This is a genomic window from Streptomyces sp. NPDC091649 (assembly GCF_044756785.1).
Classification (GTDB): Bacteria; Actinomycetota; Actinomycetes; order Streptomycetales; family Streptomycetaceae; genus Streptomyces.
Genome location: NZ_JBIVTR010000009.1, coordinates 99,191 through 119,950 on the forward strand (window position 1 = coordinate 99,191; position 20,760 = coordinate 119,950).

Below are 20,760 nucleotides of genomic sequence, written 5' to 3' on the forward strand. Positions count from 1 at the left end.
GACAGCCGGTCGGCCTACCAACGGCTTACCGGCCGACCGGCTTACCGAACGGCCTCAGCCTCCGCACGGGAAGGACGCCACGCCCATGCCCAGCCGCGCTCCCGCCGGCGATGACCTCGTCCACCTCAGCGCCACCGACGCCCTCCAGCTTTTCGCCCGCCGTGCGCTGTCGCCCGTCGAACTCATGCGGGCCGTCGTCGAACGTGCGGAGAAGGTCGAGCCACGCGTCAACGCCTTCACCGAGCGGCTCTTCGACGAGGCCCTGGAACAGGCCCGGCACGCCGAGGCCCGCTACCTCGGCAGGGGCGGCCCGGCCCCCCGCCCGCTGGAGGGCATCCCGGTCGCGGCCAAGGAGAAGCACGCCATCCTGGGCCGCACCCTGACCCCCCCTGGTCGTACGCGCAGATCGCGGACGGCCTGCCGTAGTTCGGAGAGCAGTGCGGACGGCCTGCCGCAGCCCCGAGAGCAGTGCCGCCGCCACCGCCCACGCCGAGAGACGCGGCCGGCGCCCACCCGCCAACCAGCCCGCCGCCGAAAGGAAGATCCTGTGAACGCCCCCGAATCCGATCTGCTCTGGCCGGTGTACGACCAGCCGGGCGCCCTGACGACGATCGAGTCCATCGCCCTCGAGGACCGCGGCCTGCCCGGTTCCACGTACGACGTACTGGCACGCGCCGCCGCGTTGTGGCCCGACCGGCCGGCTCTCACCATGCTGCCCAGCGCGGAGCAGTGGAGGCACGGCGAGACCGTGTCCTTCGGGCGACTGCGCGACCAAGTACACCGCATCGCCAACCTCTTCCACCGGCACGGCATCCGCCGCACCACCGCCGTGGGCCTGCTGACCCCCAACGCCGGACTGCTGCCCGCCGCCCTCCTGGCAGCCCAGCTCGCGGGCTGCGCCGCACCGGTCAACCCAGCGCTCGCCGCCGAGCACACCGAACGGCTTCTGGGGCTGGGCGGAGCACGGGTCCTGGTCGCGGCCGGACCTGAACTCGACACCGACGCATGGCAGACGGCCCGCACCGCGGCGGCATCGCTCCGCTGCTCGGCGCTGTTCGCCCTGCGGCCCGTCGGCGCACCCGATCCCGCGCCCGAACTGGAACGGATCGAGGGGGTCCACGTCGCCTATCTGCACGTCGCGGCCGCCGCCGAGCCGACAGAACTCCATCCCGGCGTGGTGCCTCCCCAGCCCGGCGATCTGGCCGCGTACTTCCACACCGGGGGCACCACCGGCGCCCCCAAGCTCGCCGCGCACACCCACGCCAACGAGGTGACCGACGCGTGGATGATCGCTGCCAACAGCACGCTCGACTCCGATTCCGTGCTCTTCGCCGGACTGCCGCTGTTCCACGTCAACGCCCTGGTCGTCACCTTGCTGGCACCGCTGCTGCGCGGTCAGCACACTGTGTGGACCGGCCCCCTCGGCTACCGCGAACCGGCACTGTTCTCGGTCATCTGGAAGATGGTCGAGGCTTTCCGGATCGCCACCCTGTCCGCGGTCCCGACCGTCTACGCCCGCCTCGCCCAGGTGCCGCTCGACGCGGACATCACCTCGCTGCGCTTCGCGATCGTCGGCGCGTCGCCTCTGCCGCCGGCGGTACGTGCGGCGTTCGAGCGGCACACCGGCGTCTCCCTCTGCCAGGGATACGGACTCACCGAGGCCACCTGCGGCAGCGCTCGGAGCTTCCTGCGCGAACACCGGCGCCCGGAGGCCGCGGGCCAGCGCATGCCCTACCAGCGGGTGAAGACCGTACGGATCGACAACGACGGCACCTGGCACGACCTCCCGCAGGGGGAGCCCGGCATTCTCGCCATCAGCGGCCCCACCGTCTTCCCCGGCTACGTCGTCGGCCACGACGACACCGGACCGCGGTTGGACCCCCTCGGCAGTGTGCGCGACGGCTGGCTCGACACCGGCGACCTCGCGCGCGTGGATCCCGACGGATTCATCCACCTGCTCGGCCGGGCGAAGGACCTGATCATCCGCAGCGGCCACAACATAGACCCCGTCGTCATCGAGGACGTCCTCCTCGCCCACCCCGCCGTCACCGGTGCGAGCGCCGTCGGACGCCCCGACCCTCACTCCGGCGAGGTCCCCGTCGCCTACGTCACCCTCAGGCCCGGCACGACCGGCACCGGACCCGACGCGTTGATCGCCTTCGCCGCGCAGCACGTACCCGAGCGGGCCGCGGCCCCCAAGGACGTCATCGTTCTGCCGGCGCTGCCTGTGACCGACGTCGGCAAACCTTCCAAGGTCCCTCTGCGCCTCGACTCCACGCGGCGCGCGATCTCGACGGCCCTGGCCGGCCTCGGCGTCGCTGTCGCCGACGAACAGATTCGGTGCGAACTGGCAGACGGCCGCCCCATGGTCCACCTGCCTCCCGTCGCCGACCCCGGCCTGCGCCGCCGGATCACCGCCCAACTCGACCCGTACGACGTGAACTGGGCGTTCACCGACCTCAGCGGTTCGTGAGGCCGCCCCGCCGTCACCACAGCATGCCCTCGGCCGGCCGGCCGAGGGGTGGTCGGCCGAGGCGAAACACCTTCGTCCCGGAGTCGCGAACGGGCGTGTGGCTGCCTGGAGCGTCGAACGAGCGTCGTGGCCGACAGCCGGCGAACAGGCTGCCAAAGCCATGTCACCACCGGCTCCACCACCGCCGGCTCCGGACGCCGGCTCACCCGTCACGCCCCGCACCACCTGTCCGAACAACATCATGGGCCATGCCGCCGGCCGAAAACACTCCGCACGCATGCGGAGGAGCTCCTCGGGCACGGACGCCAACGACTTCGCGCTGTACCGGGGGGGGACCCCATCACCGGCCCGGCCTACGCCTGGGCGAGAGTCACGGCACGATGGTGGGTGACCGCGGAGAGCAGGCGCCCGTGGGTAGCGGCCAGATGGTCCGATCCCTTCAGCACCTCGTCGTCGATGGTGATCGCTCGGCGCGTCAGCCCCCGCCCCCGACTGCCTCGCGCCGACCCGCGGGGTAGGCGCCGACCGCCCGGTCGGGGGCGTCACCAACGACAGTGGCCGGTACCGGGCCGATCATGGTCCGCGAAGCCACAGCGCCACTGAAAGCTCCGCTCCCGCACGTCGACAGCGAGCGAGGTCCGAGAACGAGGCGCACCTTTCCCCCCGCCGGTCGACACAACCATGCCGGTCTCCGCACAGGAACCCGGGTTTGGCCGGCTGCTCTCCGGGTGTTCAACTACCACCTCCAGAGCAGGAAGACGTGTTCACGCCAATCACCCATCAGGGGACGACTGGTTGACCCCGCAGCCAGCGCACACTCCGGGCACCGTTCGGTGCGACACATCGGGATCCAGCCCCGTCCGCCGCCGTGCGTTAGTTCGATCTACTTTTGGATCAAGCATCACCCCGACTCTGTTCACGACTTACTCACGGGTGATGCACTGTGCGCACACAAGCGCGAAGACTCCTCACAACACTCCTGGCTCTGACTCTCATGGCCGTCGCAGGGGTCATCCCATCCTGGGCCTCCCCCGGAGGCCAACAGACCTCCATACCCCCATCGGCCGCCATACGGACGGCCGCGGCGAGAACCGCTTCGGACCTCCCGAAGCCGCCCAAGGCCATGACGCTGGCCGAGAGACGCCAGCAGGTGAAGCGGGACCGGGACGAGCTGTCGCCCATGCACGACTACGTCGACCCGCGCGCAGTGAAGCCGTCCGGCACACCGCACCCCCGCCCCACCGAACCAGCCGACCGAGGCCCGGCCGCCAACAGATCGGCAACTCCGTTCGGCGCACAGGCGACAGGGAATCCCCCGTGGGTCAGCGCGTACGCCACCGCTTACCCGGCGAAGTTGTCGATCGGCGGGCAACTGCAGCTACCAACGGGCACGGCGGCTTCCTCGGTATCCGGGATGTGGCTCTACGTCCGCGACGAGGCCGGGAACTTCGTCCTCCAGCAGGAGATCAAGCGATCCACCGGTGACCCTTCGGGCCGCTATCTCGACAACGGCGCCTGGTGCTACGGATGGTGGCCGAGCAACGGCTACCCCGCCGACCAGTGCTTCTGGTGGAGCGGCAGCACGCTCGGGGGACATCTCGAGGACGGCAAGAAGTACTACGCCTGGATCTTCCTCACCGGCACGGACGGGTCTTCGAGTCCGGGTGGAACCACCTCTCCCCTGGTGGAAGCCTTCTACACGCCTGACATCCCCGGAGCGCAGGCGGGCATCTGCACCTGCTACGCGCAGGCTCACCGTGCGGACCCGGTCAACACGGCGACCGGCATGTTCTTCGAACAGCTCACCGACGCCTCCCTGGCCGGCCCAGGTGTGTCACTAGCCCTGGAACGCACGTACCGTTCCGACTCGACCACAGCGGGCCTGCTGGGCCGCGGCTGGGCGACACCGTTCGACTCGAAGCTCACGGTCGCGACGGGAAAGGTCACCTACCGGGCGGACGACGGGGCGTCGTTCGTGTTCACGCAGAACAGCGACGGGACGTACAAAGCCCCGGCCGGGTCGGCGACCAAACTGGTCAAGGGCACCAGTGACTACATCCTGACCACGCCCGACCACACCAAGCGGACCTTCACCGGCGGTGGTCAGCTCGTTTCCGTCGTGGACAAGGCCGGGAAGGGGCTGAGCCTGACGTACGCGTCCGGCAGACTCGCCTCCGTCAAGGACGCCGCCGGACGCACGACGACATTCACGGTCGGGGCCGACGGGCTGCTGACCGAGGTGGCCCTGCCGGACACGACGTCGGTGTCCTACGGCTACACCGGTGGTCTGCTGACCTCGGTGACCGACCCCGCCGGAAAGACCTCTTCCTACACGTATGACGCGAACAAGCGGCTGTCGTCCTACACCGACCCCGCAGGCGGCAAGGTCAGCAACACCTACGACACCGCAGGCCGGGTCACTTCCCAGACCGACCAGAACACCAAGACGACCACGTTCACCTGGGACGGCAGCCGCGAGTCGCACACCACGGCGCCCGACGGCGGCCTGTGGACGGACGTGTACTCCGGCAACGTCCTCATGTCGACCATCGATCCGTACGGCAAGAGCATCACCTACGACTACGACCGCTATCTGCGGCCCGTGGGTATCACCGACCAGCGCGGCAACACCACGTCGATGACGTACGACAGCGCCGGCCGCATGCTCACCCGTAGTTCGCCCGCGAGCCTCGGCTACAAGGAGATCTGGACCTACGACACGTCGGGCAACATCACCAGCCACACCGACGGCCGCGGCAACAAGACCTCCCACACGTACAACGCGTCCAACCAGCTGACGACGACCACCGACCCGCTCGGCGGCACCACCGCCTACACGTACACGACGCTCGGCGCCATCCGGACGGTGAAGACTCCACGGGGCAAGGTCACCACCTACGGCTACGACACGGCCGGCAACCGAACGTCGGTGACCACACCCCTGGGTGAGAAGGCGACGCTCACCTACGACGCGGCCGGGCGGATCCTGACCAAGACGGACCCGCGCGGCAACGCCACCGGCGCCGACCCCGCCGCCTACACGACGACGTACGCCTACGACGGGCGCGGACTGCTCAGCTCGGCCACCGACCCACTGGGCCGCACCACGACCTACACCTACAACGGCGCGGAACAACTCCTCACCGCGAAGAACCCCGAGGGGGACACCACGGCATTCGCCTACGACGATGCCGGGCACCTGACCAGGACGACCGACGCGGCGGGCAAGTTCGTCAGCCGCACCTACAGCGCCACCGGACACCTCGCCTCCGAGACGGACGCCGCCGGTAACAAGACCACCTACACCTACGACAAGGTCGGTCGTCTGCTCACCAGCGTCTCCCCGCGCGGCAACGTCACCGGCGCCGACCCGGCCGCCCACACCACGAGCTATGCCTACGACGCCGCCGGGAACAACACCAAGGTCACCGGTCCCACCGGCGCGTTCACCACCACGGCCTACGACGCGATCAACCGGCCGCTGGTGAACACCGACCAGCTCGGACACACCACCGGCTACACGTACGACGCCAATGACAACGTCACCAAGGTCACCGACGCCGCGGGCAAGACGACCCTTTCGGTCTACGACAAGAACAATCGGCTGACCAGCAGCACCAACCAGCTGGGCAGGACCAGCACCTACGCCTACGACGACGACGGGAACCTGCTCAGCAGCACCTCGCCTTTGGGCAACAAGGAGAGCTGGACCTACGACGACGACGGCCGCCGGGCCACGGCCGTCGACCCGCGGGGCAACGTCACCGGCGCCTCCCCCGCCCAGTACACCACCACCTACCACTACGACCCGTCGGGCAATCCGACCGCCGTCACCGACCCACTCGGCAACGTGACAAGAACCGAGTACGACGCCGTCGGAAAAGTCACCCGGAGAACGGACGCCGACCAGCGCGCTACCACCTACCGCTACAACAAACTCGACCAACTGACCACCGTCACAGCCCCTGGTGGCGCGGCCACCACCTACGGCTACGACTCAGTCGGCAATGTCACCGGCCGGACCGACGCCAACAACCACGTCACCACCTACGGTTACGACGCGGCGCACCGCCTGACTTCGGTCACCGACCCACTGGACCGGGTGACGACGTACACGTACGACGCGGACAGCAATCCGGTCAACGTGACGACGCCTCGCGGTTCCACCACCCGGACGTACGACGTCCGCGGCCTGGTCACCGAGATCGACTACTCGGATGCCACGCCGGACGTCACCCTCGGCTACGACGACGCCGGCCAGATGACCGCTCGTGCCAACGCGAAGATCTCCGAGGACTTCGTGTACAACGCGGTCGGTGACCTCACCAAGACCCGCGGCTTCGCCTACACCTACGACGCCGCCGGGCAGATGCTCACCCGCAAGTACTCCGACGGCAACACCATCGGCTACACCTACGACAACGACGGCCGCACCGCCACGATGACGGCCGACGGCGCCACCACCACCTACACCTCGGACCCGGCGGGCAACCTCACCAGGACGGCACTGCCCAACACGGAGACCGAGGAACGCACCTACGACCGGGCGGGCCGCGTCACCGCCGTCACCTCCTCCAAGGCGGGCACGACGGTCACGAGGACCGCCCTGACCCTGTCAGCGGCCGGTCTGCCCACCCGTGTCGACGTCACCCGGGCCGGAGTCGGCACCGGCGGCTACGACCAGACCTACGACACCGCAGGCCGCCTCACCTCCGGCTGCTACCCCCAGCCCTGGGTCACCGGCTGCCCCGCCACCCGCACCACGTCCTACACCTACGACAAGGTCGGCAACCGCCTGACCTCCACCCTCGGCACCACGTCCACCAGCTACTCCTACGACGACGCCGACCAGCTCACCTCCACCACCGCCGGGGCCGCCACCACTGCCTACGCATACGACGCGGAAGGCAACCAGACGAAGGCCGGCGCCAACACCTTCAGCTACGACCTGGCCGGTCAGATCTCCACCGCCACCGTGGCAGGTGCCACCTACCGATACGACCACGACGCCGGCGGCAACCAGGTCGCCACGCTCAAGGACGGCGCGGTCATCAACCGCACCCAGTGGGACCCCAACGCGCCCCTGCCGATCCTCGCCACCGAGTACGACAGCGCCTGGACCGTCAAACAGTCCTACCGCTACGACCCCCTCGGCCAGCCCGCCGCCACCAGAACCGGCACGGGCGCGGTCTTCTACTACCACCACGACACCCAGGGCTCCCCGCTCGACGTCACCAGCAGCACCGGCGTCCTCCACCAGCGCTGGGCCTACGGCCCCTACGGCACCCGCGTCCTGGGCACCGTCACCACCGGCGCGCCCTCAAGCACCCCCACCTACACCGGCGCCCGCTACGAAACCACCACCGGAAACATCGACCTCCACGCCCGCCAGTACAACCCCGCCACCGGCCGCTTCAACAGCACCGACCCGGTGACCCGCAGCACCTCGACCCCCCATGTGTCCCCGTACGCATACGCCGACAACGTACCCACCCTCCTGACCGACCCGAGCGGCCGTACCCCCGAAGACCCGAACGACAGCGTCGACGGCATCGGCGACGTGCTGGGCATCTTCGGTGACGCCTTCGTCGATGTCGTCAAGTCACCGTTCGTGTTCCTCGGTGACGCGCAGGACGCCTTCACCGGCGAGAACGGCGGTGCCGGAGCCTTCCTCGACAAGTACCTCCCCGTCCGCCCCGCCTACCGCCTCTACCGCGCCGAGTACATGCTCCGCCAACAAGGCTGCGACGCACTCGCCGACCTGTACGCCGAAGCCGCAGAGGAACTCACCCAGCAAGTGGCCCTCGTCGGGGTCGGCGGCCTCACCGGCTGGAGGCGACAAGCGGTCGAGCCCGAGACGTCGGCCCTGGGCGCCGAAGGGCTGAGTAGTCGACCCGCCATTACGGGAGCCAGGACGGCCACAGAGCTAAGGAACTCTCCAGGCGCTGTAACAGGTGGTGGACGTCTCTCCGATGTATCCGGTGGGTGGCTGAAGGGAACCCATGGCAGTACGGGGAAAATACCGGGACAGATCGGCCGACAGCTGCAGGGGAAATCCTTCAAGACCTTCGGGGATTTTCGCGAGGCTTTCTGGAAGGCTGTTGCCAGTGACTCGGGTTTGGTCGCAGGTTTCAGTAAATCAAACAGGACACGTATGGCTGCCGGCAGGGCGCCGTTTGTGGCGAACCAGCAAGCCGTGGGAAGGAATAACAAGTACGTCCTCCACCACGTAAAACCGATTCAACATGGCGGCGGCGTCTACGATCTGGACAACCTGGTGGTTGTGACACCTCGGTATCATGCCGAGGTACTGGACCCCAACTATCATCAGTGAGGTGTGATGGGCGCGCATGACCTTTCCCGCGATCAGCTCGTCGAGCTCGTTCGCAAAATCATGGCGGAACACGGGACGGAGGAGGAAGTCGATGGGCTCGTGGAGATTCTCGAAGCGAGCGTTCCTCATCCTCGTGTACTCGACCTCATCTACCATCCCGACATGGAAGGTTTTACGGATGACTTGACGGCCGAAGAGGTTGTGGACACCGCCTTGTCCTATACCCCTTTCGCCCTGTAAGGACAAATGCGGGGTTCCGATCCCCGGCAGCAGGTCGACGTATGCCGCCAGAGTCAAGGCCGTTGACACAACAGAGCCTCCGGGGCCGATCGGCCCCGGAGTCCTCTCCTTGTTCTGGCTCAGAAGCCGTATCTCAACCGGTCATGGAACGTGCGAGTCGAACGGGTTTCCCGCCGGGGTGCTCTTCCGGCGGTAGGCGCATGAAGGCAGGGCCCCTTGGTAGCTCGGAGGTGCGAACCGAACCGAGCAGTTCCAGGAGGCGCTGTTGTCGCAGCTCTACGCGCTCACGCCCGCATCGTTCAACTCGGCTGCCCGATCGTGTGATTGTCTCGCGCAGGTGTACGGGAACGCGGCTGATCATCCTGATCGGGTGCGCCGGTACCCGTCGGATATGACGGACCCGGAATGGGCGGCTGTGCGACCGCTGATGCCGGTGCCGGCCTGGCTGGAAGGCAGGGGCGGGCAACCCGAGGGCTACTGCCACCGCTCGATGCTCGATGCGATCCGCTACCTGGTCGCGAACGGGAATTCCTGGCGTGCGACGCCCGCGGACTTCCCTGCCTGGGCCAGGTTCTATGCCTTCTTCCGCCGGTGGCGGGAGCACGGGCTGGTCGCGGAGTTCCACGACCGGCTGCGTGGACGGGTCCGTGAGCGCGAGGGCCGGCATGCGGAGCCTTCGGCCGGGATCATCGACGCGCAGTCGGTGGGGGGCGTCCGCCTCGGTGGCAGCATCCTCGAGCGGGTACGACGGCGGGAAGAAGGTACCGGGCCGCAAACGGCACATCGCGACCGACACACTCGGCCTGCTGCTGGCCGTCGCGGTGACGGCCGCGAACGCGGGCGACCGGGACGCGGCCGTGCCCCTGCTGAGACGGCTGCGCACGCTGCATCGCGAAATCACTCTGGCCCGGGCTGACGGCGGTTACACCGGCGCCCTTGTCCATTGGTGCCGTCAAAACTCGGCCTCACCCTGGAGGTCGTCAAGCGCACAGACATCATGGAAGGCTTCGTAGTGCTGCCCCGCAGGTGGGTGGTGGAGCGCACGTTCTCACGGCTGACGCATGCGCGCCGCCTGGCCCGCGATGACGCAACCCTGACCGCCACCAGCGAGGCACTGATCCAGTGGTCGATGATCACGCGCATGAGCCGCCGCCTGGCCCGGCCACGGGCCCACGGCCGACGCTGAACATCCCCGACGCTTCCTGGACCAGTCAGTCAGATTCTCTGGGGGCAACAGAAGCATACGAAGAATTACATGATGCCCAAAACACCCGAGATAGGAAAAATGCACGCTCGAACGGACTGCTGGGCAAAAGTTCGGGACCGGCCTCTCCATTACCGCACCGAGTCCCTGGACGAGTGAGGGCGCCGTTCATGCCGGTTGCCAGCGGCGGATCGGTTCGACGAGGTCGCGTCGCGGTCGGGTCCGAGCCGCGCACGCCAGGTGGGCGAGCACATCTCATGGCCCCTTACATGCAACCTTGGGCTTGCGCCGGGAGTCGTCTCAGTCATGTCCTCCTCCCAGATCGTCCGCGGCCGCGGGGTCACCGCCATCCTGCAGAAGTCAGCCGTCATCGTCGACCGCGACCAGGTGCGCACCACCATTCCGTTTGATGTCATTCAGGAGACACGAGTAGGCGGACGTCGCGCGCGTACGGTCGAGATCGTCCTCACCGACGGCATGACTCACGAACTCCGGGCGAACAACGCCACCTCCGCAACAGCGTTCGCGACTGCCGTCAACGCCGGCCTTCCAGTGGAACGCGATCCGCGCGGAAGCGGACTTGTCCGAACCAAGAGGTTGCGCGCGCCCGAAGCGCCGCCACTGTTCACCGGCTGGCGCATACCATCTGTGGTCCTCTGTGGCGCAGTCGCGTACTGCGGATATCTGATATATCTCGGCGTCGCGCATTCATCCGTGCTCATCATCGGTGCGGTCTTCGGCCTCTTCCCCCTCACTCTGGGCTCGGTAGGCACTTTCATGTCAGTAAAGCACCTGTGCGACAAGATCGTGCTGCGACGGAGAGGCGTGACGGTCGAGGCGCTCTCCACGCATAATCTGCATGGGAGATCGGAGTACCGATTCATCGACGGAGAGGGCAACAAACGCATCTTCAAGAGTGCGCTCAACACGGGAAGGCTCGAGGTGACCTACGACCCCAGGAACTCGAAGCGGATGGCTGCGAGCATTTCGCTACTGCTGGCAGTGCCAGTAACGGTCCTGAAGCTGGCTGTCGCCTTGAGCCTGGTGGCAGTGGGCGTAGTCGCCGCCTTCAGCCCCGTGATTCCCTGAGGCCCCGTGTGCTCGCACCTGACCCCTGGGCAGTCCTTGCACTCACGGCCACGGACCGCCGGCCGGCACGGAATGCCCCCGGCGCCTCCAGGAGGAGCCACCCACGCTCCGCCAGGCGCCGGGCCTTCGACCGCAACCCCTCGACCTTCGCCGGCGTCGCTCCAAGGCCAAGCTCCACCGCGGATTTCCTTGGCCCGAAGCGGCCCGTGACCCGTGGATCGCTGCTGTTCCAGCACGCCCGGAGTCCGTTGATAGTCCGGCGCCAGAACCGTCACCGGCAGCCCTTCCCGCCAGGGCGGCACCGTCGAGCCCGGCACCGGCGCGAACGATAGCGCCGCCACCTCCTCCGCCTCGGTCGTCGTCATGGCAGTGGACTCCGCCGCAGAGACTGTCAGGGCCTCGGTCAGTTCCTCCCGCGCGATCACCCGACGGTCCAACTCAAGCTTTCCTCCCGCAAGCCCTCCACCCGCACGCGGGCAGCCGCCTCCCGCTCCTCCAGCATTCCCAGAACCGACGCCACCACGTACCCCTCGACCATGAAGCGGACACAAGACGCCGCATGCCTCCCTCAACCTGAGCGAAATCATGCCTGAACAGCAGAAATCAAAAAACCACGTTCAGTTGAGATACGGCTTCTCAGTTCAACGCGGATCCACCGGCTTGATTGTGGCGTGATCGGTTCAGGATTACGCAGGGCGTGTCGGCGCCGGGTTAAGGCCGTGTCCTATGTGGTGAGTCGGTCGTTGGTCTGATCGTGGGGCGGGGTGCGTGGAGTTCGATTGTTCCGGACGGGCTGTGGGAGATCGCGGAGCCGCTGATCCCGCCGTCGAAGGTGCGGCCGCCGGGCGGCGGGACGCAGGACACGCTTGATAAGACGCTGTTCGCGGCGATCATCTACGTCCTGGTCAGTGGATGTGCCTGGTGGGCATTGCCGCCGCGCTTCGGGATATCCACGTCGACGGCCCACCGCAGGTTCCTGATCTGGTCAAGAGATGGCGTCTGGGGCCGGCTTTTGGACGGCTTCGCCGCGAGAGCGAAGTGAACGCCGTCGTCGCCCTGCACACCCCGCAAGGCGGGCCGAACTTCGTCGCCCCGCCCCCGCGCGTGATTGCCGCGTACGCGCAGTGCTGGACCCGACGGACGCCGTCTCCAGGATCGCCGAGGCGATGGACCGGGCGTGGCACGAGCTGCTCGCCCCGGACTGGCCGCAACTGCGCGCGATCTGTGAGCGCGACGTCGTGCACCGGGTGGGGGTGATCGGCGAACACGGGTGGGCCACGACCATCGAGAGCCTGCATCCGAGCATCACCTGGCAAGCCGGCGGCATCGAGATCGGCCACTTCCCCCGAGTGGGAACAGTCCGGCTCGCCGGCGACGGGCTCCTGCTGATCCCTTCGGTCTTCGTCAGGAATATCGCCGCCCACACGGAAGCCCCCTGGCCCCGGACCTGGATCTATCGCGCCCGCGGCACCGCCGCCCTGTGGGGCGAGCAGGAGGCCGTCCCGCAACCGGACGCGCTGACCGTCCTGGTCGGCCGGGCCCGGGCCCGGCTGCCGTTGGCGCTGGACGCCCCGGCCAGTACCAGCCACCTCGCCCGAAGCCTCGCTATGGCACCCGGCGCGCTAGGGGGACCATCTCGCCATCCTGCGCGGCGCGGGGCTGCTTGTCCGCGCCCGGTCCGGAAGGTCGGTGCTCTACCGGCGTACCCCGCTCGGCGAGGCACTGGTCGCCGGTTCAGGCTGAGGGCTCGGAAAAGCACCGATACACGGCTTGGCTTACGAGCGAGACCTCATGTCGGCATCCCGTCTCTACTCCGCCGGTGCTGCCAGCCGAAGCCCCACGCCGATCGCCGCCAAGTCCCGCTCATAGGCACCGTGTCGACGGGCGCACCGGGCCAGGTCTCGGTCGTGGCGAACGCGCCGCCTCGGGTGACGTGCGGATCGAACGCCCAGTCTTCGACGCTCGGAACCTCGGTGGGAGCGCCCGGGTACGGGGCGTAGAGGGTGGAGGTCCACTCGTCGGCGTTGCCCGCCATGTCCAGCACACCGAAAGGGCTGGCGCCCTCGGGGAATGAGCCGACCGGCATCGTGGTGCCGATACCGAGGTCCACCAGATTGGCCAGGCCGGTGCGGTACTGGGCACCCCAGGGGAACTCTCGGTCGTCATCACCACGAGCGGCGCGCTCCCACTCGCCCTCCGTGGGCAACCTCACTTCTTGGCCGTCGAGCTGTTCCCCGAGCCACCTGCAGTAAGCCGTCGCCGCGTCCCAGGTGACCCCGACGACCGGGTGGTCCGCCGGCGCCTGCGGAATCGGTCTGTCGGTGGCCGCCGCGAAGAGCGTCCACTGGCCGACCGTGACCTGGGTGCGGGCGATCCGAAACGCCGGAACGCGGATCTCCGCCCGCGGGGCCTCTTTTGTGTACCACTCCACCGGCACGCCGGTATCGGCATAGCGCAACGCCACCTCTGCAACTTCATCAATCGGCGTACCCCGACGCAGCCACCCGGCCGGAATCTCGACCCAGTCCACCTGCTCCACCCGCATCGTCTCTCCTCAACTCGATCGAACGGCTTCCATGATCACCCTGCTGGATGAGGTGAGCCTCGGCCGATCGGCCTACCTCCAGGGCGACCTTCGAACCAGGACTTGCGACCGCCATCCGCCGGTGACTCGCCACAGCGGCTGGGCAGGTTCACGTGTACCGGGCTGGGATCTTGACCTGTCCGCCGCACCTCCAGGTAAGCGCGGATGGATGCCCTTTCTTGCACGCGAGCCAACAGATCGAGAAGCCAGCACACCCCGCCCCCACTACACCCGCAACAGCCCCACGGAGAGCGCCCGATGAACACCATCACGCTCGACGGCTACCTCGAGACCGCTCCACATCGACCTCATCCGCATGCTCGACCGCCCGGACACCACCGGCCCCGAGGCATGCGCGCAGCTCGTCACCTGCACCACCACCTCCCCCAGGCCACCGAGAAGCTCGTCGACCAGGAGCAGCTCGGCGACCTGCCGCACCTGTCCGGCACCGTCACGGAACCCGAAACCGGGGCGACGTCCCGGAGTCATCGTCCCCACAGACGCACGGGGAGTGGCACGCGCGTTTTCCCGGAGACCACGTAACTGCTGCTTGGGGTGTGCACGCAGCACGGCAGGACCGACAGAGGCCGTCCAGGAGCGCTCCGGACGGGCCTGGGCGACTGCACTTTCGGTGCGCTCATAGGCTCAACGGGTCATCGAAGCGGGCGTCAGTTGAGCGTCAAGAACGTGCGCAAGGCAATCCCCGCGACAGCCTTTGATACTGCCCTCGCTCCAAAGCGCAGGTCACAGCACCTCAGACCGATCGATCTGTCACACAGGGGGAAACGGGTCGAAAAACGAACCTGATACATAAAGCCGCAGGTCAGACGCCCTTCGCAACAGGCTCAAGAATGGCGACGCACTCCACGTGGTGCGTCATCGGAAAGATGTCGGCCTGAGCGGGCCACGGAAAAGGCCAGGTCAGAACGGCTTTTTCGATTCGCCGCGCAGCGCGGGTGCGCCGAGAGCGTCAAATGAGCGTCACGGGCTTGCAGGATCGTCCGTCGAGATGCCCATGTTCATCGCCGCCCCCGCAGGAACTCGGCCGTTGCTGGGCACGGCGGCGGAAACCACGCTGTCGCCGGGCCGGGTGTAGGCGGCCGGTGAGACGTCCGCGACGCCGCCGGCGGCAGTCATGGCTGCGCGGGGCTGGTGCAGCAACGGCATCCGTGCCGTCGCGTCCTTGGCGCCGCGACGAGATCAGGGAACCGTTGAAGCCGAGCCGAGGACGTCGGCATGCTCGTCGCAGGCAACAGCGCTGGGGTGGTTGAAGTGGGCTACGCCTCGCCATCCGGCAGGGCAGCCGGAGATCCAGGTCGACCGGCTTCCGCGCCCCGGTGCCCGGCGAGGAGAGCCCGCCCCCTTCCGCGACCGGACATGTAAGCGACATAGGAACGCGCCGCCAGAATCGCCACGCGGCGCTGCCGTGTACCGGGCTCCAGCACCCGGCGCGGCACTGATCCGTCCCTGAAGGACTGGGCTATCCCATGCCGCTACATGAGAGCGGTGCGCGGCGTTTCCGGCCCGGCCCATCAGGCCCTTGGACCAGCTTTCGGTGCGCACCCGTGCAGTTTCATGGGGATAGAGGAGCTGGCTGATCTTGGTGCCCGTGATGAACCGGTCGGCCCGGACTCTCTCCAACGTCGATATCGAAGGTGAGTGCCCACCGGAGCCGTTGACGGGACAGACCATCGAAGCCAGCAGCGACGTGATCATCGCCTGACCCATATCTTCGGGAGAGCATTCCGTAGCGGAGACGCTTCGACCCGGTCCGTGCAGCGGCCAGGGGACGGGGCTACAACACGGCAAGAGGTCCCGGCGGCGGCTCAACGGCCGCCGCCGGGACCTCGTCGTTCAGTGCGGATATCCGTGGCGGGCCACACCGGTCGGGATCAGTCGGCTGTTCGTGGAGAGAGTGGCAGCCCCGGTCCCTGAGAACGGGCTGCCACTGCGCCCTGCTCGCAGAGCCCCTCACGCGGGTCGAGTCCGCCGGGCCGACGGTCGACGGTCGACGGCCGGATGCGTGCGCGAGGAGGCCGTTTACCAGTCTGCTGACCAGCCGACGGCGGTTCGAGCCCCCACGCACGCGCGGCTGCTGTCAGCTGTCCGCGCTGCTGCCGGCCACGACGCAGGACCGGCTGTTCTCCCAGCCCCAGCCGTCACCGTCGGGGTCGGACGAACTTCCGCCGGCGCAGTACGGGTATCCGTTGGGCGCGGTGCCACTGCCCGGTCCGCTCCCTCCGTCGGCGCTGCTGCCGGCCACGACGCAGGACCGGCTGTTCTCCCAGCCCCAGCCGTCACCGTCGGGGTCGGACGAACCTCCGCCGGCGCAGTACGGGTATCCGTTGGGCGCGGTGCCGCTGCCCGTGTCGCCACCGCCGCCCGGCTCGCCTCCGCCGCCGTAGATGGAGGCGGTCTCGGAGGTTGCGGTGATGCCGTTGGCTCCGTTGATGAAGCGGTTGCCCCAGCTCGTCAGGGAGTTCGGGTCGAATCCGTTGGCCATGTCGAGGTACTCGACGCCGCTGCCGTTGCCGCTCCAGGACCAGCCGATGTAGCCCACGCCCAGGGACTGGGCGGTTGCCATGATGGCCCCCTCGTCCGGGTTGCCGTCGCTGTGCGCGTCGCCGAACTCGCCTACGACGATAGGCAGCCTGTTGTTGACGAAGTGGTTGAGGTAGTCCTGCACCTCGGCGGCGGTGTCGTACACGCCGTACATGTGGATGGAGAAGATGGTGTTGCGGTCGGGGTCGGACGCGAATACCGAGGCAGCGTTGGCCCTCATCGTTCCGGACCAGTCCTGGCCCCAGTTGGGGGCGTCCACCATCAGGGCGTGGTTGAGTCCGGCGCTCCGCAGTTTACTGATCGCGCTCTTGGTGGCACCGGTCCAGGCAGAAGCGTTCGTGTTGCCGTAAGGCTCGTTGCCGATGTTGACGACGACGTAGTCTTCCTGCCCCTGCAGCGCGCTCTTCACGCTGATCCAGTAGTCGGCGGCCTTGTCCAGGGTGGTGGCGGCGCCGTCCTCGCCGTAGCCGGTGGTGTCGTGAACCTCCAGCACGCAGATGACCTTGTTGGCTTTGCACTGGCTGATGAGACCGGAGACCTGGGAGGCACTGGTCTTCGTCCACCGGTCGCCGCTTCCGAGGACGACGCGGACGGTGTTGGCGCCCTTGGCCGCTATGTCGGCTATGGCGGTCGTCTGCTCGGGATACCAGGTGTAGGCGTGGTTGATCCCGCGCATGACGAACTCGTTGCCGTTCGCCTCGACCACACGTCCGTCGCTGACACGGATGCCGGTGGGCGCGGCCTGGGCCTCGCCGACGGAGGGACCGACGAGCGATCCCAGCAGGCCCAGTGCGGCGGCGAACGCCATGCCCGCCGTCGTCATCAGGGTACTTCTCGGCTTTCGCATCTTTTCTCCTCGGGTTCGCATGCGGGTGCGTGGACAGGTGGAGCGGGACGAGGCCGTAGGGCGGGCAACACTCACCTGACAACGATGTCTGCCGACCTTTGGGCGCGCTTGGTGAGCGCCGGGTGCGCTACGGCGCGGGTGGCACCGAAGGCAGGCTTCGCCGGAGTCGTGATGGTGGGGGTAGCGCCGGGCAACTGACGTCGTCCAGCCGCGACTTCGGCCAGATGTGGCTCGAACGAGTCGTCGCCACACCATGAGGCACCGGGTGTTACGTCCCTGTCAATAGTGAGTTCGCGATCCGTCCACCACACACAAAACGTCTCGCAGCACTAAACCGCTAAACCTCCTGGCCACCACCGCCATGAACCGAACAATGCCACCCACCAGCGAAAACATGGCTTGCCGGATTGATTGACAGTCATGCAGCACCGCCTTACGTTCCTGCTCGGTAAACCGGTACAGGGCTGGAGTTCACCTCGTCGAGCCGCCGAGGCCAGCTCGCCCACCCGTCGGCCTTCCCGAGGCTGCGGCCCGCTCCCTTCGGACGAAAGAGACGCGATGCGTACCCACCCCCACGCTCGGACCAGGCGTCCATGGCCTCTGACATTCCTGTTCCTGGCCGCCCTGGCGGGCATCTGTCTGACACTCGTGCGCCCCATCCCGGCATCGGCCGCCGCCGACTCCTTCGCGACACGTTGCGGTATCCGCTTCTGTGTGGACGGCGAGGAGTACTACTTCGCCGGGGCCAACGCGTACGACCTGTTCACCTTCGGTTCGGGCTCCGGCGACACGGAGACGGAGTACATGGACAAGGCACGCATTGACGCCCACTTCGCGCGCATGCGTGACGACGGTGTCGATGTCGTCCGGCTCTGGATGTTCAGTCACGAGGACTGGCACGGCTTCGAGAAAGCCGAGGGGGTGTACAACGAGAAGCAGTTCGCCCAGTTCGACTACATCATTGAGTCCGCCCGAACCCACGGGTTGCGGCTCATGCCGGTGTTCGAGAACTACTGGGAGGCATACGGCGGCATCGACACCCGCCTCCGATGGGAGGGCTTGTCCGGCGGACAGCCGGCCCGCGCCGCCTTCTTCGACAAGAAGCGCTGCCCGGGATGCTTCACCTCGTACAAGAACTACGTGAGCTACGCCCTGAACCGGACGAACCACTACTCCGGCGTCAAGTACAAGGACGACCCGACGATCTTCGCCTGGGATCTGATAAACGAGCCGCGCTACGAAGCCCAGAGTCCGGAGGAGGACGTCGAAGGGACCACCCTGCGGGCCTGGGTCGACGAGATGGGCGCCTTCATAAAGAAGATAGACCCGAACCATCTCCTAGGCGCCGGCATTGAGGGGCACGGCACGCAGTACGGGTTCGGAGGCGACGAGGGTAACCCCTTCGTCCACCTTCAGCAGTCGCCGTATCTGGATTTCACCTCAGCGCATCCATACTCGACCGAGCACTGGGCGGACCTGACACTCGAAGAGACGAAGAAGCTGATCCGGGCCTGGATCAGGGACTCGCACGACAAGGTCGGCAAACCGTTCTTCATGGGCGAGTTCAACGTCCACAACGTCGACCGCGCCGCCTGGTGGAGCGAGATCTACGAGGACTTCGAGGCAGCAGGCGGCGACGGCAGCGCCTTCTGGTGGTACCAGGACCGAGAGATAGACGGAAAGTTCGGTGTCTCGCAGGGTGACCCCGAGCTCACGGTCTTCCGCGACCACTCCGCGCGCATGGCCACCAAGAGTGGCCGCACACCGCCCACCACTCCCTCCCCCACGCCGACCCCCACCACGTCGCCCACGGCCGCCTCCCCATGCGAGGTCACCTATCAGCTGTCCGACTGGGGGCCCACGTTCAACGCGGACGTCACCATCCACAACACCGGCACCGCCGCGGTCGACCGCTGGGAGCTGTCCTTCCACTTCCCCGGCGACCAGGCCATCACCCAGATCTGGAACGCGACGCGAACCCAGGACGGCCGGAACGTGACCGTGACCCACCCCACCGGCTACAACACATCCATCGCCCCGCGGTCCAGCGTGAACTTCGGCTTCAGCGGTACCTCACAGACCGGCACCAACGGCGCCCCGGCGGCCTTCACCCTGAACGGCACAGCATGCACCTCCGCCTGACGCAACCCGAACACCTCGCCGGCTCAACAGCAGAGTGCGCTTGAGCCACGAAGGACGTCCTGTGCCGTGTGCCGACGGGTGCCGTCGGCACACGGCATGAGCGCGTCGCTCCCTCGGACACGATCTCGCACTCACCAACATTACTAAACCTTTACCTTAACTAAACCGAAAACTAGACAACGTTGTCACAAGCAGTCAGAGTGTCCTCCGAAATGACGAAGCAGCTCCCCTCACGAAAGGTGTGCGACGTGACGGTGTACGGAGCACTGGACATCGGCGGCACGAAGATCGCCGGAGCGCTAGTGGACGAAGCGGGCACTGTGTTGGTGCGCGCACAGCGGCCGACGCCCGCGCAGAAGTCCGCCGAGGAACTCATGGGGGCGGTGGTCTCGGTCGTCGACGAACTGACGGCCCATCCGGTGTGGGATGAGATGGTCTGCCTCGGCATCGCCAGCGCGGGCCCGGTCGACACCGCCGCGGGCACGGTCAGCCCGGTCAACATTCCGGCCTGGCGGCACTTTCCGCTGGTCGACAAATTGGCCGCCCACCCTCGACTGCCGGTGGGACTGAGGCCGGTCCTGGTCGGGGACGCCGTGGCGATGGCTGCGGCGGAGCACTGGTTGGGCGCGGCGCGGGGTTTCGAGAACGCGCTGTGCATGGTGGTGTCCACCGGGGTCGGTGGCGGCCTGATCCTCAACGGCCGGCTCCATACCGGCCGGACGGGGAACGCCGGCCACATCGGGCACATCACGGTCGATCTCGACGGTTCGCTGTGCCCGTGCGGTGCGCCCGGCTGCGTCGAGGGCTTCGCGAGCGGTACGGCGATAGCCGCGCACGCGCAGGCGGCCGGGTGGTCCGCGCCGGCCGGGGTGGCTCCGACCGCGGCTGCCGTCGCGGATGCGGCGCGTGCTGGGAACCCGCAGGCGCTGGGTGCCTACGAGCGGGCGGCCCAGGCACTAGCAGCGGCCATTTCGGCGTCGGCGGCGCTCGTCGAACTCGATGTCGTGGTGATCGGTGGAGGCGTGGCACAGGCCGGCGACACGCTGTTCGCTCCCTTGCGGCGGCGCATGGCCGACTACACAGTCCTCGACTTCACACGAGGGCTGCCCGTCGTGCCGGCTCTCCTCGCTCTGGACGCTGGGCTCATCGGGGCGGCTGCCGTCGCCTACTCGCAGCTCGGAACCAACGCGCTGGCGGCAGGGACACGCTCGTAGCGCGTTTCTCCGTGTCGTCAATCCGTAGCCCGTACAGCAACGCCAGAGGGGCGCACCGCGACCGTGAGGTC

At 67.6% G+C, this 20,760-nt stretch carries 11 protein-coding genes and 3 pseudogenes; 10 read left to right on the top strand and 4 right to left on the bottom strand.

Translation table 11 applies throughout. From position 1 onward, the window contains the following. Positions 1–85: 85 nt before the first annotated feature. From ACIQMU_RS17530 to ACIQMU_RS17565, 8 genes and pseudogenes are all read left to right on the top strand, one after another. The gene (locus ACIQMU_RS17530) at positions 86–2,473 is read left to right on the top strand and encodes an acyl-CoA synthetase (RefSeq protein WP_402689157.1); all 2,388 of its coding nucleotides are present in this window, start codon (positions 86–88) and stop codon (positions 2,471–2,473) included. 1,123 nt (positions 2,474–3,596) lie between these two features. Next, positions 3,597–8,807: a DUF6531 domain-containing protein gene (locus ACIQMU_RS17535; protein WP_402689158.1), complete on the top strand. Its 5,211-nt coding sequence runs from the start codon at positions 3,597–3,599 to the stop codon at positions 8,805–8,807. A gap of 6 nt (positions 8,808–8,813) precedes the next feature. Further along, the gene (locus ACIQMU_RS17540; protein WP_402689159.1) at positions 8,814–9,047 is read left to right on the top strand and encodes a hypothetical protein; all 234 of its coding nucleotides are present in this window, start codon (positions 8,814–8,816) and stop codon (positions 9,045–9,047) included. 427 nt (positions 9,048–9,474) lie between these two features. Then, positions 9,475–9,612, top strand: a pseudogene (locus ACIQMU_RS17545) (transposase); the annotation flags it as partial. A gap of 100 nt (positions 9,613–9,712) precedes the next feature. Beyond that, positions 9,713–10,060: a transposase gene (locus ACIQMU_RS17550; protein ID WP_402689217.1), complete on the top strand. Its 348-nt coding sequence runs from the start codon at positions 9,713–9,715 to the stop codon at positions 10,058–10,060. Continuing rightward, positions 9,994–10,233 (top strand): transposase, encoded by a 240-nt coding sequence (locus ACIQMU_RS17555; protein ID WP_402689160.1) that lies wholly within the window; start codon positions 9,994–9,996, stop codon positions 10,231–10,233. Before ACIQMU_RS17550 ends, ACIQMU_RS17555 begins: the two co-directional genes overlap by 67 nt. 324 nt (positions 10,234–10,557) lie before the next feature. Further along, entirely contained in the window at positions 10,558–11,340 is a 783-nt protein-coding gene (locus ACIQMU_RS17560; protein WP_402689161.1) for a hypothetical protein, read from the top strand. Between the two features lie 754 nt (positions 11,341–12,094). Beyond that, positions 12,095–12,352, top strand: a pseudogene (locus tag ACIQMU_RS17565) (transposase); the annotation flags it as partial. A 796-nt stretch (positions 12,353–13,148) separates the two neighbouring features. On the opposite strand, the pseudogene ACIQMU_RS17570 reads toward ACIQMU_RS17565, so the two are convergent. The 4 genes and pseudogenes from ACIQMU_RS17570 to ACIQMU_RS17585 all read right to left on the bottom strand — a co-directional run bounded on the left by ACIQMU_RS17570 (position 13,149) and on the right by ACIQMU_RS17585 (position 17,333). After that, positions 13,149–13,885, bottom strand: a pseudogene (locus tag ACIQMU_RS17570) (formylglycine-generating enzyme family protein). A gap of 264 nt (positions 13,886–14,149) precedes the next feature. Then, entirely contained in the window at positions 14,150–14,413 is a 264-nt protein-coding gene (locus tag ACIQMU_RS17575; protein ID WP_352243044.1) for a hypothetical protein, read from the bottom strand. Positions 14,414–14,905: 492 nt separating this feature from the next. Continuing rightward, the gene (locus ACIQMU_RS17580) at positions 14,906–15,091 is read right to left on the bottom strand and encodes a hypothetical protein (RefSeq protein WP_402689162.1); all 186 of its coding nucleotides are present in this window, start codon (positions 15,089–15,091) and stop codon (positions 14,906–14,908) included. Between the two features lie 931 nt (positions 15,092–16,022). Further along, entirely contained in the window at positions 16,023–17,333 is a 1,311-nt protein-coding gene (locus ACIQMU_RS17585; RefSeq protein WP_402689163.1) for a cellulase family glycosylhydrolase, read from the bottom strand. A gap of 558 nt (positions 17,334–17,891) precedes the next feature. Between ACIQMU_RS17585 and ACIQMU_RS17590 the strand changes: the two genes are divergently transcribed. After that, positions 17,892–19,475, top strand: coding sequence for a cellulose binding domain-containing protein (locus ACIQMU_RS17590; protein ID WP_402689164.1), 1,584 nt, complete (start codon positions 17,892–17,894; stop codon positions 19,473–19,475). Positions 19,476–19,723: 248 nt separating this feature from the next. Beyond that, the gene (locus ACIQMU_RS17595; protein ID WP_402689165.1) at positions 19,724–20,689 is read left to right on the top strand and encodes an ROK family protein; all 966 of its coding nucleotides are present in this window, start codon (positions 19,724–19,726) and stop codon (positions 20,687–20,689) included. The last annotated feature ends 71 nt before the right edge of the window (positions 20,690–20,760 follow it).